At 60.6% G+C, this 14,148-nt stretch carries 14 protein-coding genes and 1 tRNA gene; 12 read left to right on the forward strand and 3 right to left on the reverse strand.

Annotated elements, in window-relative coordinates:
• Positions 1 to 30 precede the first annotated feature (30 nt).
• The 8 genes from AB5Y93_RS09975 to AB5Y93_RS10010 all read left to right on the forward strand — a co-directional run bounded on the left by AB5Y93_RS09975 (position 31) and on the right by AB5Y93_RS10010 (position 7,710).
• Complete coding sequence (locus tag AB5Y93_RS09975) at positions 31 to 1,392, forward strand: aspartate aminotransferase family protein (RefSeq protein ID WP_010676059.1); 1,362 nt, start codon at positions 31 to 33, stop codon at positions 1,390 to 1,392.
• Positions 1,393 to 1,446: 54 nt separating this feature from the next.
• Positions 1,447 to 2,544, forward strand: coding sequence for a polyamine ABC transporter substrate-binding protein (locus AB5Y93_RS09980; RefSeq protein ID WP_039039663.1), 1,098 nt, complete (start codon positions 1,447 to 1,449; stop codon positions 2,542 to 2,544).
• Positions 2,545 to 2,661: 117 nt separating this feature from the next.
• Positions 2,662 to 3,747 carry a polyamine ABC transporter substrate-binding protein gene (locus tag AB5Y93_RS09985; RefSeq protein ID WP_201890749.1) on the forward strand — a complete coding sequence of 362 codons (1,086 nt, stop codon included), beginning with the start codon at positions 2,662 to 2,664 and terminating at the stop codon, positions 3,745 to 3,747.
• A 76-nt stretch (positions 3,748 to 3,823) separates the two neighbouring features.
• The gene (gene potA / locus AB5Y93_RS09990) at positions 3,824 to 4,978 is read left to right on the forward strand and encodes a polyamine ABC transporter ATP-binding protein (protein WP_010676056.1); all 1,155 of its coding nucleotides are present in this window, start codon (positions 3,824 to 3,826) and stop codon (positions 4,976 to 4,978) included.
• The gene (locus AB5Y93_RS09995) at positions 4,975 to 5,880 is read left to right on the forward strand and encodes an ABC transporter permease subunit (RefSeq protein WP_010676055.1); all 906 of its coding nucleotides are present in this window, start codon (positions 4,975 to 4,977) and stop codon (positions 5,878 to 5,880) included. Before potA ends, AB5Y93_RS09995 begins: the two co-directional genes overlap by 4 nt.
• Positions 5,877 to 6,719 carry an ABC transporter permease subunit gene (locus tag AB5Y93_RS10000; RefSeq protein ID WP_010676054.1) on the forward strand — a complete coding sequence of 281 codons (843 nt, stop codon included), beginning with the start codon at positions 5,877 to 5,879 and terminating at the stop codon, positions 6,717 to 6,719. Before AB5Y93_RS09995 ends, AB5Y93_RS10000 begins: the two co-directional genes overlap by 4 nt.
• 48 nt (positions 6,720 to 6,767) lie before the next feature.
• Positions 6,768 to 7,493: an MOSC domain-containing protein gene (locus AB5Y93_RS10005; protein ID WP_368229264.1), complete on the forward strand. Its 726-nt coding sequence runs from the start codon at positions 6,768 to 6,770 to the stop codon at positions 7,491 to 7,493.
• A gap of 140 nt (positions 7,494 to 7,633) precedes the next feature.
• Positions 7,634 to 7,710: transfer RNA gene (locus AB5Y93_RS10010), tRNA-Pro, on the forward strand.
• 235 nt (positions 7,711 to 7,945) lie between these two features.
• Here AB5Y93_RS10010 and AB5Y93_RS10015 read toward each other — a convergent pair.
• On the reverse strand, positions 7,946 to 8,473 hold the full coding sequence (locus tag AB5Y93_RS10015; RefSeq protein WP_010676052.1) for a hypothetical protein: 528 nt from the start codon (positions 8,471 to 8,473) through the stop codon (positions 7,946 to 7,948).
• Between the two features lie 123 nt (positions 8,474 to 8,596).
• Positions 8,597 to 9,061, reverse strand: coding sequence for a thioesterase family protein (locus tag AB5Y93_RS10020; RefSeq protein WP_069652393.1), 465 nt, complete (start codon positions 9,059 to 9,061; stop codon positions 8,597 to 8,599).
• A gap of 131 nt (positions 9,062 to 9,192) precedes the next feature.
• On the opposite strand from AB5Y93_RS10020, the gene recQ reads away from it, so the two are divergent.
• A complete protein-coding gene (recQ, locus tag AB5Y93_RS10025) occupies positions 9,193 to 11,028 on the forward strand; it encodes an ATP-dependent DNA helicase RecQ (RefSeq protein ID WP_324041024.1) in 1,836 nt (611 codons plus the stop codon).
• 48 nt (positions 11,029 to 11,076) lie between these two features.
• Here recQ and AB5Y93_RS10030 read toward each other — a convergent pair whose 3' ends face one another.
• A complete protein-coding gene (locus AB5Y93_RS10030) occupies positions 11,077 to 11,379 on the reverse strand; it encodes a cytochrome c (protein ID WP_324041025.1) in 303 nt (100 codons plus the stop codon).
• Between the two features lie 104 nt (positions 11,380 to 11,483).
• Between AB5Y93_RS10030 and AB5Y93_RS10035 the strand changes: the two genes are divergently transcribed.
• The 3 genes from AB5Y93_RS10035 (at position 11,484) to AB5Y93_RS10045 (ending at position 14,028) form a co-directional block, all read left to right on the forward strand.
• Positions 11,484 to 12,911: a YdiU family protein gene (locus AB5Y93_RS10035; protein WP_368229265.1), complete on the forward strand. Its 1,428-nt coding sequence runs from the start codon at positions 11,484 to 11,486 to the stop codon at positions 12,909 to 12,911.
• A gap of 10 nt (positions 12,912 to 12,921) precedes the next feature.
• Complete coding sequence (locus AB5Y93_RS10040) at positions 12,922 to 13,209, forward strand: DUF3630 family protein (RefSeq protein WP_041211964.1); 288 nt, start codon at positions 12,922 to 12,924, stop codon at positions 13,207 to 13,209.
• A gap of 144 nt (positions 13,210 to 13,353) precedes the next feature.
• On the forward strand, positions 13,354 to 14,028 hold the full coding sequence (locus AB5Y93_RS10045; RefSeq protein ID WP_324041027.1) for a 7-cyano-7-deazaguanine/7-aminomethyl-7-deazaguanine transporter: 675 nt from the start codon (positions 13,354 to 13,356) through the stop codon (positions 14,026 to 14,028).
• Positions 14,029 to 14,148: the final 120 nt, after the last annotated feature.

The raw sequence follows: 14,148 nt of genomic DNA on the forward strand, positions 1-14,148 counted from the left end.
CGCCGAATCGAAGGAACCGAGGAGCAAGCAATGCAGCACACCACCCGTGAGTGGCAGCAACTGGAAGCCAGCCATCATCTGCATCCGTTTACCGATTTTCAGGCCCTGAACAAGAAGGGCAGTCGCATCATCACCAAGGCCGAAGGCGTCTATCTGGAAGACTCCGAAGGCAAGCGCATTCTGGACGGGATGGCGGGTCTGTGGTGCGTCAACATGGGCTACGGCCGTCAGGAGCTGGTGGATGCCGCCACTCGCCAGATGCAGCAGCTGCCCTACTACAACCTCTTCTTCCAGACCAGCCACCCCCCTGCTGCCGAGCTGGCCACCCTGCTGGCCGAGATCACGCCTTCCCACCTCAACCACGTCTTCTTCACCGGCTCGGGCTCGGAGTGCAACGACACCGTGCTGCGCATGGTGCGCCACTACTGGGCCAGCAAGGGACAACCTGACAAGCAGGTGATCATCAGCCGCCACAATGCCTATCACGGCTCCACCGTGGCGGGGGCCAGTCTGGGCGGCATGAAGGGGATGCACGCCCAGGGCGGCTTGCCCATTCCCGGCATAGTACACATCGACCAGCCCTATCACTTCGGTGAGGGAGAGGGCATGAGCGCCCACGAGTTCGGTCTGGCCCGTGCCCGCCAGCTGGAAGAGAAGATCCTGGCACTGGGGGTGGACAAGGTGGCCGCCTTCATCGGCGAGCCTATCCAGGGTGCGGGGGGGGTCATCATTCCACCCGAGAGCTACTGGCCCGAGATCCAGCGCATCTGCGACCAGTACGGCATCCTGCTTATCGCCGACGAGGTGATCTGCGGCTTTGGCCGCACCGGCCACTGGTTTGCCAGTGAAGGTTTTGGCATCAAACCCGACCTCATGTGCCTGGCCAAGGGCATTACCTCCGGCTATCTGCCGATGGGCGCCGTGATGGTGGGGGACAGGGTTGCCAGGGTGCTGGTGGAAGAGGGGGGCGAGTTCAACCATGGCTTCACCTATTCCGGCCATCCGGTCGCCTGCGCCGTGGCCATTGCCAACATCCAGCTTATGCAAAGGGAGAGCATAGTTAAGCGAGTTCATGATAGTATCGGCCCCTATTTGCAGCGCCGCTGGGCTGAGCTGGCGGACCATCCGCTGGTGGGGGAAACCCGTGGAAAAGGCCTGGTCGCCGCGCTGGAAATAGTGCAGGACAAGCAGACGAAACGTCGCTTCCCGGCCGAGCTCCATGCCGGGATGACCTGTCGGGAGTTCTGTTTTAACAATGGCTTGGTGATGAGGGCTGTCGGCGATACCATGATCATATCGCCCCCCTTGGTGATCACCGAGGAACAGGTGGATGAATTGGTCAAACTGGCCAGGCTCAGTCTGGACCTGACGGCTGCAAAGCTGCGGGAATAGGCGGGAACCGGGCAGGTTGGCTTACGCATACAATTTGCTTAGGAGACAAGGACTATGTCTTTTAAAAAGGGAATGATGGCTGCTTCCGTGGCGCTGGTCATGATGAGTACCGGGGCGATGGCCGACGAGAAGGTGCTGCACGTCTACAACTGGAGCGACTACATCGCGCCGGATACGCTGGAAAACTTCCAGAAGGAGACGGGCATCAAGGTGGTCTACGACGTGTTCGACAGCAACGAAGTGCTGGAAGCCAAGTTGCTGGCAGGCAAGTCGGGCTATGACATCGTCGTACCGTCCAACCCCTTCCTGGCCAAGCAGATCAAGGCAGGTGTCTTCCAGAAGCTGGACAAGTCCAAACTCTCCAACTGGCAGAACCTGGACGTCGACCTGCTCAAGGCGCTCGAACCGAGCGATCCGGGCAACCAATACTCCATCCCTTACCTGTGGGGCACCATCGGCTATGCCTACAACGCCGAGAAGGTGAAGGCCGTGCTGGGGGCCGATGCGCCGGTGGATTCCTGGGATCTGGTGTTCAAGCCGGAGAACATGGCCAAGCTGAAGGAGTGCGGTGTCTCCTTCCTCGACTCGCCGACCGAAATGCTGCCGGCCGCCCTGCAATACCTGGGCTTCAAGCCGGACAGCCAGAAGCCGGATGAGCTGAAGAAGGCAGAGGAGCTGTTCCTCTCCATCCGTCCCTATACCGCCTATTTCCACTCCTCCAAGTACATTTCGGATCTGGCCAACGGCAACCTGTGCGTGGCGGTCGGTTACTCCGGTGACCTGCAGCAGTCCAAGGCGCGTGCCGCCGAGGCCAAGAACGGTGTCAGCCTGACTTACACCATTCCGAAAGAGGGGGCAGGCAGCTTCTTCGACATGATCGCCATCCCGGCGGATGCCAAGAACGTCGAGGCGGCCCACACCTTCATCAATTACCTGATGAAGCCGGACGTGATCGCGAACATCACCAACGTGGTGCAGTTCCCGAACGGCAACAAGGCGGCCACGCCGCTGGTGGACGAGGCGATCCGTACCGACCCGGGTATCTACCCGACACCGGATACCCTCAAGAAGATCTACACCTTCCCGGATCTGCCGGCCAAGGTGCAGCGTCTGATGACCCGCAGCTGGACCAAGATCAAGTCAGGCAAGTAAGAGTGACGAGTACCCCTCCCGGTCCGCAGTTCGGCCGGGAGGGTGGTGACCACCCGACAGGTTGGACGGCGCGTATGGATGCGCGACTGGCAAAATCACACAAATGAGGACTGATAAGTGCACATGACCAAGATGGCAACGCTGGCCCTGACCCTGGGGTTTGCAAATCTGACCCAGGCAGCCCCTGTGGTTCATTTTTACAACTGGTCCGATTATATCGGCGAGACCACCCTCAGTGACTTTCAGCAGAAGACCGGGATCAAGACCGTCTACGACGTGTTTGACTCCAACGAGACGCTGGAAGGCAAGCTGCTGACCGGACGCACCGGCTACGATCTGGTCGTGCCCTCCAACAATTTCCTGGCCAAGCAGATCAAGGCGGGGGCCTTCCAGAAGCTGGACCTCACCCTGCTGCCAAACCTGAGCAACCTGGACCCCTTGCTGCTCAAGCAGCTCGAGAAGGTGGATCCGGGCCATCAGTACGCCGTGCCCTACCTCTGGGGCACCAACGGCATCGGCTACAACGTCGACAAGATCAAGGAAGTGCTGGGTGTCGACAAGATTGACTCCTGGGCGACCATCTTCGAGCCGGAAAACATGAAGAAGCTCTCCCAGTGCGGCGTGGCCTTCCTCGATTCGGCGGACGAGATGATCCCGGCTGCCCTCAACTACCTGGGGCTCAACCCCAACAGCCATGAGCCGGCGGATATCAAGCGGGCCGAAGAGCAGCTGCTCAAGGTGCGCCCCTACGTGGCCTACTTCCACTCCTCCAAGTACATCGGTGACCTCGCCAACGGCAACATCTGCGTGGCGGCGGGTTTCTCCGGCGACATCCTGCAGGCGGCGTCCCGGGCCGAGGAGGCGGGCAAGGGGATCAATATTGCCTACAGCATCCCCAAGGAGGGTGGCAATCTCTGGTTCGACATGATGGCGATCCCGGCCGATGCTACCAACGTGAAAGAGGCTCACGCCTTGATCAACTACATTCTCGAACCGCAGGTCATCGCCAAGGTGAGCGACTATGTGGGTTACGCGAACCCGAACATCAAGGCGGGAGAGTTCATGGACAAGGCCGTGCGCGAGGACGAGTCTGTCTATCCCCCCCAGGCGGTGCTTGAGCGTCTGTATGTGCAGGAAGCACATCCCCGCTCGGTGCAGCGCCTGATCACCCGGAGTTGGACCAAGATCAAATCCGGAACCTAACCTTGGCGCCCATCCCGGGGCGCCAGATTGTATTGATGGATCGGCCCAGGCCGGAATCACCTTTGGGAGTTTGGTAATGGCGATAGCCTCCAGTGCCTACAAGAAAGCCCTCGAGGGCAGCCAGCAGCGTAAAGAAGTGCTGGTCAAAATAGACAGGGTAAGCAAGCAGTTCGACGAAACGCTGGCGGTCGACAACGTGTCTCTCAACATCCACAAGGGCGAGATCTTCGCCCTGCTGGGTGGGTCCGGCTCCGGCAAGTCCACCTTGCTGCGGATGCTGGCCGGGTTCGAGCGACCCACGGAAGGACGGCTGTTCCTCGACGGCGTCGACATTACCGACATGCCGCCCTATGAACGCCCCATCAACATGATGTTCCAGTCCTATGCCCTGTTCCCCCACATGACGGTGGCCCAGAACATCGCCTTCGGCCTCAAGCAGGATGGCCTGCCCAAGGCGGAGATCGATGCCCGGGTGGAAGAGATGCTCAAGCTGGTGCAGATGACCCAGTATGCTCGCCGCAAGCCGCACCAGCTCTCCGGTGGTCAGCGTCAGCGGGTGGCCCTGGCTCGTTCCCTGGCCAAGCGTCCCAAGCTGCTGCTGCTGGATGAGCCCATGGGGGCGCTGGACAAGAAGCTGCGCTCCACCATGCAGCTCGAGCTGGTCGAGATCATCGAGCGGGTGGGCGTGACCTGCGTCATGGTGACCCACGATCAGGAAGAAGCCATGACCATGGCCGAGCGGATCGCCATCATGCACCTCGGTTGCATCGAGCAGATCGGCAGCCCGATGGACATCTACGAGACCCCGGCCAGTCGGCTGGTGTGCGAGTTCATCGGCAACGTCAACCTGTTTGACGGCCTGCTGGTGGAGGATGAGCAGGACCACGCCATCATCGCCTGTGCGGATCTGGAGCAGCCCATCTATGTGGGTCACGGCATCAGCTCCCGGGCGGAGAACAAGAAGGTCACCTATGCCCTGCGTCCGGAAAAATTGCTGATGAGCCTGCAAAAGCCGGAAGAGATCGAGCATCCGGACTTCAACTGGACCAAGGGCGAGGTTTATGACATCGCCTATCTGGGCGGCCATTCCGTGTATCACATCCAGTTGCCCTCGGGCAAAATCGTTCAGGCTTTCATCGCCAATGCCGAACGCCACGGCAAACGGCCGACCTGGGATGACCAGGTGTTCCTCTACTGGGAAGATGACAGCGGCGTGGTGCTGCAATCATGAAGGCATTGAGACGACTCAAACAGGTGGGAGGGCGGCAGCTGGTCATCGGCATCCCCTTCTTCTGGCTGTTCCTCTTCTTCCTGCTGCCCTTCATCATCGTCGTGAAGATCAGCTTCGCCGAAGCGGACGTGGCCATCCCGCCCTACACGGACGTGGTGAGCTGGGCAGACAATCAGCTCACCATACTGCTCAACCTGGGCAACTACCTGCTGCTGCAGGAGGATGAGCTCTACATCGCGGCTTATCTGGGGTCCCTCAAGATAGCCCTGGTCAGCACCCTGCTCTGCCTGTTGATCGGTTATCCCATGGCTTACGCCATTTCGCGGGCCAACAAGGAGACCCAGACCGTTCTGCTGCTGCTCATCATGATGCCGACCTGGACGGCGATCCTGATCCGGGTCTACGCCTGGATGGGGATCCTCAGCAACAACGGCCTGCTCAACAGCGTCCTGCTGGGCATCGGGGTGATCGACGAACCGCTGCAGATCCTCAACACCAACCTGGCGGTCTATATCGGCATCGTTTACTCCTACCTGCCGTTCATGGTGCTGCCGCTCTATGCCAACCTGGTCAAGCACGACCAGAGCCTGCTGGAGGCGGCCTCCGATCTGGGGGCCCGCAACCTGACCCGGTTCTGGCAGATCACGGTACCACTCTCCAAGAACGGCATCATCGCCGGTTGCATGCTGGTCTTCATCCCGGTGGTGGGCGAGTTCGTCATCCCCGAGATGCTGGGTGGCCCGGAGACCCTGATGATCGGCAAGGTGTTGTGGCAGGAGTTCTTCAACAACCGTGACTGGCCGGTGGCCTCCGCCCTGGCGGTGGTGATGCTGGCGGTGCTGATCATTCCCATCATCCTGTTCAACCGCAACCAGGCCAAAGAGCTGGAGGGCAAGGCATGAGACGTTTCGGTTTTGCCAAGCTGATGCTGTGGCTGGGTCTGCTGTTCATCTACCTGCCCATGATCATCATGGTCATCTACTCCTTCAACGCCTCCAAGCTGGTGACGGTGTGGGGAGGCTGGTCGCTCAAGTGGTACTTCGGCCTGCTCGACAACAAACAGTTGATCGGGTCCGTGTTCCGCTCCCTGGAGATCGCCTTCTACACCGCCATCGCGGCGGTGGCGCTGGGGACGGTGGCGGCCTTCGTGCTGACCCGGATCCCTCACTTCCGTGGCCGGACCCTGTTCGGCGGCATGGTGACGGCGCCGCTGGTGATGCCCGAGGTGATCACCGGTCTCTCCCTGCTGCTGCTGTTCGTGGCCATGGCCCAGCTGGTGGGTTGGCCCGCGGAGCGGGGCATGCTGACCATCTGGATAGCACATACCACCTTCTGTACCGCCTATGTGGCGATAGTGGTGTCGGCGCGGTTGCGGGAGCTGGATCTCTCCATCGAGGAGGCGGCCATGGACCTGGGAGCCAAGCCCTGGAAGGTGTTCTTCCTGATCACCATCCCGATGATCGCCCCGTCGCTGGCGGCGGGTGGCATGATGTCGTTTGCCCTGTCGCTGGATGATCTGGTGCTGGCGAGCTTCGTCTCCGGCCCGGGTTCGACCACCTTGCCGATGGAAGTGTTCTCGGCGGTGCGTCTCGGCGTGAAGCCCGAGATCAACGCTATCGCGAGTCTGATCCTGCTGTCGGTATCCCTGTTCACCTTCGGTAGCTGGTATCTGATGGCCCGGGCGGAGAAACGCCGTCGCGCCGAGATCGCCATGACCACCCAGATGCAGGCAGTTGCCTGACCTGCCCCGTGATAAGATCCGCATTCCCCCATCCGTCAGGAGAATGGAATGCGGATCTCCCTCTTCATCGGCCAGAGCGCCGAACTGAACCCAGAGCAGGCCCCCGGCCTCATCAGTGCCATCCACAAGCAGCCTGCCGACGTCCCTCTGTGGTGCGATTTCCTCGGCCTTCGCGGGGATGAGCATAGCGACAGACGCCATCATGGCGGCCCGGATCGGGCCCTGCACCATTACCCGGCGGAGCACTACGCCTGGTGGAAAACCTGGCAAACCGCGCTGGGACTGCCTGTACCACGCACACCCTGGCAGCCTGCCGCCTTTGGCGAGAATCTCTCTGGTTCGGGGCTGACGGAGGCGCAGGCCTGCATCGGCGATGTTTATCGACTTGGAGAGGCGCTGATCCAGATAAGCCAGCCCAGATCCCCCTGTTTCAAGCTCAACCAGCGCTTTGGCTATGGCCAGCTCTCCCAGGTGATGCAGCTGAGTGGTCGCTGTGGCTGGCTGCTGCGGGTGCTGGAAGAGGGAAGGGTGGATCCGCAGGGGGAGCTGACACTGGTGGACAGACCCTACCCTGAGCTGACGGTGAAGCGCACCGCCGACATCCTGTTCAACCAGGCTCGCAATGAGGAAGATCTGCAACTGCTGCTGGAGAACCCGGCGCTCTCTCCCAACTGGCGCCAGCATGCGGCCCATTGGCTTGAACATGGTGTGGTGGCGGATTGGAGCCGGCGTTTGCTGGGGCCGACCGAGTTCAGGTTGCCTCGACAGGACTGAAGGCAGGCGGAAAGATACCTTGTGGCGATTTTTGCTGCGACTCGCTGAATTATTGAGCGTAAAGCCATTTTTTTAGAGTGAATGCAAAAAAAGGCTTGTGTCGGGTCGGGGCTTTCGGTAAATTCTCGCCCCGCAGACATCGGTGTGTAGCGCAGCTTGGTAGCGCACTTCGTTCGGGACGAAGGGGTCGGAGGTTCGAATCCTCTCACACCGACCACATTTGAAAAGGCCGCTCAATGAGCGGCCTTTTCGCATTTGGTTTGTTGAAGCAAAGCTGACATTTCCATTGTCGATTGCTTCTACTGCTCCGATCTCCCTCATTTGCCCAACTAAAAGGGCCACCGCTCGGTGGCCCCACTGGTGGAGTCTGATCCTGACTCCGGCACTCTAGATTGTGACAATCTCGTTATGGGTCTTGTCGATGGTGCCCTCCTTGCGCCCCAGGCGCTCATTCAGATATGCCAGTGTTGATGCCGCAATGCCTTGAAACCGTGTTGGGTTTGCAGGGCCGCATGCTTGGGGTACTCACTAATGAAATGTGCTATTCCCTCCATCAGTTGTGAACGCAGCGAAGACACGGGCTCATGCCAGGCTTGCAGGCAGAGATGACCAGGGATCAGCTGTTCTCGATACGCTTCCAGCAGCGATTCCGGCCAGGGCTCGATATGGGAATCGTGACGCAGTAAATAGTGGGCGGCGGGTTCACGGGCATAGATGAACTGAACTTGGGCCAGGTCGCGTTGGCTTAGCGTTTGGCTGCCGATATGGCAAGTCAGATATTTTCCCGTCTTCAGATTCAGGAAGTGACCGCGTTGCCGACAGGCAATGATGCGATACCAGGGCAGGGGTGAACAGAGAGAATACCCCTCCAGCTCCTGTTCCAACCAGTGACGGCACTCTGGGGTCTGCACTTCTTCGCGCATGGCCTCAAGTCGTGTCAGCAAGGCTCTGGATGGTTGGGTAGCCAGTATCGCGCTCATCGTCTGCAATCCTCCCTCTGCACAGAATCCCGACTTTCAGTATGGACCCTGAGCGGAGGAGGGGGTAAGAATTCTAATGATTAAAATCAGCTTAGAAGCGCACTTTTTATGCAATAAAAACCATTAGCCGACGAGGTAGGTCCCCGTGCCGAAGGCGATGTGAGTGCCCTCTTCGTTGTGCAGCTCCATGCGGGCGACCGCGACCTTGCTGCCTGCTCGGATGATGTGGGCGGTGGCGATGAACTCGTTGCCGCGACCGGGACGAAGATAGTCCACCCGCAGATCGATGGTGCCAAGCCGCGAGAAGCGCTCCTTGAGATAGCTGGGGGAGAAGTTCTCCAGCTCGTCGATGCAGGAGGCTGCGACTATCATGCCGCCCGCCACGTCGAGCAGGCTGGCGGTGACGCCGCCGTGCAGTATGTTGTGGAAAGGGTTGCCGATGAGCTTCTGTTCCATCTTGATGCGCAGCTCCACTTTATCGAAGTCGTAGTGGGTGACTTGCATGCCGATCAGCTTGTTGAAGGGCATCTTTTCGGCGAACAGGTTGGCTATGCCACTGAGCGCCATCTTCTTGAGCATCTGTTTCATTCCTTGAGTCCGCCCTGTCATCAAAGCCGAGTAAAAACTCCAGCCAGTCTGCAACACTTCCTTAACACTCGCAATGGCAGGTTTATTGTGGGCGGCGGCTGCTTTAGAATGGCGACCCCAAAGGAGAGCCCATGACCGTCATTGCCGAAACCCTGCCTGACCCTCAGCCAGAGAATCCCCTTGCCCTGTTGCAGGCGGTGTTTGGCTATCAGCAGTTTCGGCCGGGCCAGCTCGAGATCATCGAGCAGATAGTGGCGGGGCGCGATGCCTTGGTGCTCAAACCCACCGGCGGCGGCAAGTCGCTTTGCTACCAGATCCCGGCGCTGCTGCGACCCGGGCTCGGTGTGGTGGTCTCCCCCCTCATCTCGCTGATGAAGGATCAGGTCGACACCCTGCGCGCCAACGGCGTGGCGGCGGTCTACATCAACTCGGCACTGAGCCGGGAAGAGATGATCCAGAACTTTGCCGCCATGCGCCGGGGCGAGATCAAGCTGGTTTATGTTTCCCCCGAGCGTTTGCTGCAGCACGAGTTCATGGACCGGTTGGCGGAGTTGCCCCTCGGCCTGTTCGCCATCGACGAGGCCCACTGCGTCTCCCAGTGGGGGCACGATTTTCGGCCGGAATACGCGGCGCTGGGACGGCTCAAGCAGTGGTTCCCCCAGGTGCCGGTGGTAGCGCTCACCGCCACCGCCGACGAGGCGACCCGCAGCGACATGCTGCACCGGCTGGAACTGAACGATCCCTTCATCCACACCGCCAGCTTCGATCGGCCCAATATCCGCTACAGCCTGGTGGAGAAGTTCAAGGCAGCGGAGCAGTTGCTGCGCTACGTGCAGAGCCAGAAGGGCAACTGCGGCATCGTCTACTGCTCCAGCCGCAATCGGGTGGAGGAGGTGGCCGAGCGGCTATCCCGTCACGGCTGCAAGGCGGCACCCTATCATGCCGGTCTGTCGCTGGAGCTGCGTCAGCAGACCCAGGAGGCCTTCCTCAAGGATGACATCGAAATCGTGGTGGCGACGGTGGCGTTCGGCATGGGCATCGACAAGCCCAACGTGCGCTTCGTGGTGCACTACGACATCCCGAAGAACATCGAATCCTACTATCAGGAAACCGGCCGCGCCGGGCGTGACGGCACTCCGGCCGAGGCACTGCTGCTCTACGATCCCGCCGACATTGGCCGGGTGCGCCGGCTGCTCGACAACATCGAAAACCCACAGCAGTTGCAGGTGGAGCAGTACAAGCTCAACGTGATGGCGGCCTTCGCCGAGGCGCAGACCTGCCGCCGTCAGGTGCTGCTCAACTACTTCGGCGAGTACAACGACAAGCCGTGCGGCAACTGCGACATCTGCCTCGATCCGCCCCAGAGTTATGACGGCACCGAAGATGCCCAGAAGGCGCTCTCCTGCGTCTGGCGGGTGGGACAGAATTTCGGGGTGGGTTATGTGGTGGAGGTGCTGCGCGGATCGCTGAACCAGCGCATCAAGGATCACGGTCACGACAAGCTCTCGACCTACGGCATCGGCAAGGATCAGAGCCACGAATACTGGATGAGCGTCATCCGCCAGCTGATCCACAAGGGGTTGCTGACCCAGAACATCACCCGCAATCTGGTGTTGCAGCTGACCGAAGCGGCTCGACCCGTGCTGCGTGGCGAGATGAAGCTTGAACTGGCAGTCCCCCGCCTGCAGCCCATCTCCAGTCGCAAGGAGAAGCGCAACGGCCTGCTCGACAACGCCAACTATGACAAGCGGCTGTTCAAGGAGCTGCGTGCCCTGCGCAAGCAGATCGCCGAGGATGAAGAAGTGCCGCCCTACGTGGTGTTCAACGACGCCACCCTGGTGGAGATGGCACAGCTCATGCCGATGACCGAGGAGGAAATGCTGGCGGTCAACGGTGTCGGTCACCGCAAGCTGGAGCGCTTCGGTGAGGCCTTTATGGACCTGATCATCGACTACTGCCGCCGGTAGGCTGGCACAACAAACAGTGAAAAGGCGCCCGTTGGTCGGCGCCATGCATTATTTCAGGCTGGCGTAATAGGCTGCCAGATTCTCCATGTCCGCCTCGGTCAGCATCGCCATGAAGGGAACCATCAGCGGCTCGGTACGGGAACCCTCCTTGAACGCTTTCATCTGCTTGAGCAAATAGGCCTGGTTCTGGCCCGCGAGGTGGGGGTAGGTCGGGACGCTCGCCTTGCCATCCACGCCATGACAGGCGGCACAGACCACGGATTTGGTCTTGCCTGCGTCTATGTCGGCCGCCTTGGCCTGATGGCCCCAGGCAAGCGCCAGCAGGGGCAGGGTATAGACCCACTTTGGCATCGTCTTCTCCTTGAAATGAATAATCGTGATCGCCTGTTAGCCTCGACGAGCCGACGGCGGTATAAAGAGTGACACGAGCATACGCAGGGACAACCTCCATCACCATGAAGTTGATCAACACTTTTGCCACCGAACTCCCTTGGGCTTGCGAGCCCGTTGTCCCGCAGCCGCTGCATGGCCCCAGATTGCTGCATCTGAACCGTGCGCTGCTTGGTGAGCTGGGGCTCGGGGAGGTGAGCGAGGCGCAGTGGCTCGCTTGTTGCGGCCAGGGGCAGCCCCTGCCGGGCATGCAGCCGGTGGCCCAGGTCTATGCGGGCCACCAGTTCGGTGGTTACAGCCCGCGCCTCGGGGATGGCCGCGCTCTGCTGCTGGGGGAGCAGCTGGCGCCTGATGCCAGCCGCTGGGACCTGCACCTCAAAGGGGCGGGCAAGACGCCATTCTCCCGCTTCGGCGACGGCCGTGCCGTGCTGCGATCCAGCATTCGCGAGTACCTGGCTTCCGAGGCGCTGCATGCCCTCGGCATTCCCACCACCCGGGCTCTGGTGCTGCTGGGCAGTGACGAGCCTGTCTACCGGGAGCAGGTGGAGAGCGGGGCGACCGTGCTGCGCACCGCGCCGAGCCATCTGCGCTTCGGTCACTTCGAGTATTTCGCATGGAGCGGGCAGGGGGAGAAGATCCCGGCCCTCATCGACTATGCGCGGCGTTACCACTTCCCCGAGCTGACCGATGGCGCCGAGCTGTTTGCCGAAGTAGTGCGCCGCACCGCGCGGCTCATCGCCAAGTGGCAGGCGGCGGGGTTCTGTCACGGGGTGATGAACACCGACAACATGTCCCTGCTCGGGCTGACCCTGGATTACGGCCCCTACGGTTTCATCGACGCCTATGTGCCGGACTTCGTCTGCAACCACTCGGATCCGGATGGTCGCTATGCGCTGGATCAGCAGCCTGCGATCGGCTACTGGAACCTGCAGAAGCTGGCACAGGCGCTGGCCGGCCATGTGGATGGCGACGCGCTCGCGTCGGCCCTGGCCCAGTACGAGCACCAGCTGATGTTGCACTACTCCGAGCTGATGCGCGCCAAGCTGGGGCTGGCGGTGTGGGAAGAGGAGGATCCGGCGCTGTTCCGCGAGTTGTTCCGGCTGCTGGCGGCGCACAAGGTGGATTACCACCTCTTCCTGCGACGTCTCGGTGAGGTGACGCGAGAGGGAGCGTGGCCCGCCAGCCTGCTGGCCCTGTTGCCGGATCCTGCCGTCTGGCAGGGGTGGCTTGAGGTCTATCGGGCACGCCTCGCCCGGGAAGGGAGCGAGGATGGCGTGCGCAAGGGGCAGATGGATGCAGTCAATCCCAAGTATGTGCTGCGCAACGCGCTGGCCCAGCAGGTGATCGAGGCGGCAGAGCAGGGCGACATGGCGCCGTTCGAGCGGCTGTTTGCGGCCCTGCAGCATCCCTATGATGAGCAACCGGCATACGAGGATCTCGCCACTCCGCATCCGGGCTGGTATTGCGGGGGCGAGCTCTCGTGCAGCAGTTGAGGAACCACAGATGAACTGGCGTATCACGCAGACAGACAGGGAAGCCGGGGTGGTGATGCTGACCTGCCCGGGCCTTGACTGGGACAGCTTCCCGACCTTGGCCGAGGCCCTGTTGCAGGAGTGGGAGCTGGCGGCCCTCGAGCGGGAGTGGGGGGCGGATCGCCACAGCTGGCTGCTGGAGTTTGAAGGCAGCCGCTTTCGGCTCGAGTACGAGCATTACAGCGGCTGCTGGCTGGCGGCGGTGCAGCCGGACGACGCGGAGGCGCTGCTCTGGCTGGCTCGGCAGTCCCGGGAGTGAGCTTGGCGTGCGATGCGAGTCAATCCCTTGAGATAACCGCATAAAGATTGAACTATCAATTTTGGGGCGTATAATCTCGCCCCTTGATTATCGCCATGGTGGCGATATGGGTTCCCTAACCCCATTAACCAAAAAGGTCACAATATGAACCTGACTCCGGCTCAGTACCAGACGGCACTGATGCGTCTCTCGTTGTTCCACATCCTGATCATTGCCAGCAGCAACTACCTGGTGCAGCTGCCGATCACCATCTTTGGCTTCCACACCACCTGGGGTGCCTTCAGCTTCCCGTTCATTTTCCTGGCCACCGATCTGACGGTGCGGATCTTCGGCGCCGGCCTGGCGCGCAAGATCATCCAGACCGTGATGCTGCCGGCATTGACCGTGTCCTACGTGCTCTCGGTGCTCTTCTTCGAAGGGAGCTTCCAGGGGGTGGGCAATCTGGCAGAGTTCAATCTCTTTGTTGCCCGGATCGCGTTAGCCAGCTTTATGGCCTATCTGGTGGGCCAGTTCATGGATGTGGTGGTGTTCAACCGCCTGCGCCTGCTGAAAGCCTGGTGGGTGGCACCGGCGGCCTCCACCCTGTTCGGCAATCTGGTGGATACCATCGCCTTCTTCAGCATCGCCTTCTGGCGCAGCACGGATCCCTTCATGGCCGAGCACTGGGTCGAGATCGCGACCGTGGATTACGTATTCAAGTTGCTGATAAGTCTGGGGTTTTTTGTGCCGCTTTACGGTGTGCTGCTGCGCTATCTCAGCCGCAAGCTGGTGGGGGAGGCCGGATTGGCTGGCCTGCAAGCTGCTACGCGACAAGCCTGATGAGATTGACCACCCCCATGGGTGGTCAATTTTTTTGCGATCTTCGCAAATAAGGCTTGCACAGTTAAATGAGAATGATTATTGTTACCTTGTTTTCCGGGAAAGACTTCATTTGTTCCA

Origin of the sequence: Aeromonas sp. R10-1, assembly GCF_040908465.1 — a bacterium.
Classification (GTDB): domain Bacteria; phylum Pseudomonadota; class Gammaproteobacteria; order Enterobacterales; family Aeromonadaceae; genus Aeromonas; species Aeromonas caviae.

Bases quoted from the DNA above. Each gene is read 5' to 3' on its own strand.
- AB5Y93_RS10015 (WP_010676052.1), bottom strand. From the start codon at position 8,473: ATGAGCGCGATACTGGCTACCCAACCATCCAGAGCCTTGCTGACACGA.
- AB5Y93_RS09980 (WP_039039663.1), top strand. From the start codon at position 1,447: ATGTCTTTTAAAAAGGGAATGATGGCTGCTTCCGTGGCGCTGGTCATG.
- AB5Y93_RS10020 (WP_069652393.1), bottom strand. From the start codon at position 9,061: ATGAAACAGATGCTCAAGAAGATGGCGCTCAGTGGCATAGCCAACCTG.
- AB5Y93_RS10040 (WP_041211964.1), top strand. From the start codon at position 12,922: ATGAACTGGCGTATCACGCAGACAGACAGGGAAGCCGGGGTGGTGATG.
- AB5Y93_RS10030 (WP_324041025.1), bottom strand. From the start codon at position 11,379: ATGCCAAAGTGGGTCTATACCCTGCCCCTGCTGGCGCTTGCCTGGGGC.
- AB5Y93_RS10005 (WP_368229264.1), top strand. From the start codon at position 6,768: ATGCGGATCTCCCTCTTCATCGGCCAGAGCGCCGAACTGAACCCAGAG.
- AB5Y93_RS10000 (WP_010676054.1), top strand. From the start codon at position 5,877: ATGAGACGTTTCGGTTTTGCCAAGCTGATGCTGTGGCTGGGTCTGCTG.
- potA (WP_010676056.1), top strand. From the start codon at position 3,824: ATGGCGATAGCCTCCAGTGCCTACAAGAAAGCCCTCGAGGGCAGCCAG.
- AB5Y93_RS09995 (WP_010676055.1), top strand. From the start codon at position 4,975: ATGAAGGCATTGAGACGACTCAAACAGGTGGGAGGGCGGCAGCTGGTC.
- AB5Y93_RS09975 (WP_010676059.1), top strand. From the start codon at position 31: ATGCAGCACACCACCCGTGAGTGGCAGCAACTGGAAGCCAGCCATCAT.
- AB5Y93_RS10035 (WP_368229265.1), top strand. From the start codon at position 11,484: ATGAAGTTGATCAACACTTTTGCCACCGAACTCCCTTGGGCTTGCGAG.
- recQ (WP_324041024.1), top strand. From the start codon at position 9,193: ATGACCGTCATTGCCGAAACCCTGCCTGACCCTCAGCCAGAGAATCCC.
- AB5Y93_RS10045 (WP_324041027.1), top strand. From the start codon at position 13,354: ATGAACCTGACTCCGGCTCAGTACCAGACGGCACTGATGCGTCTCTCG.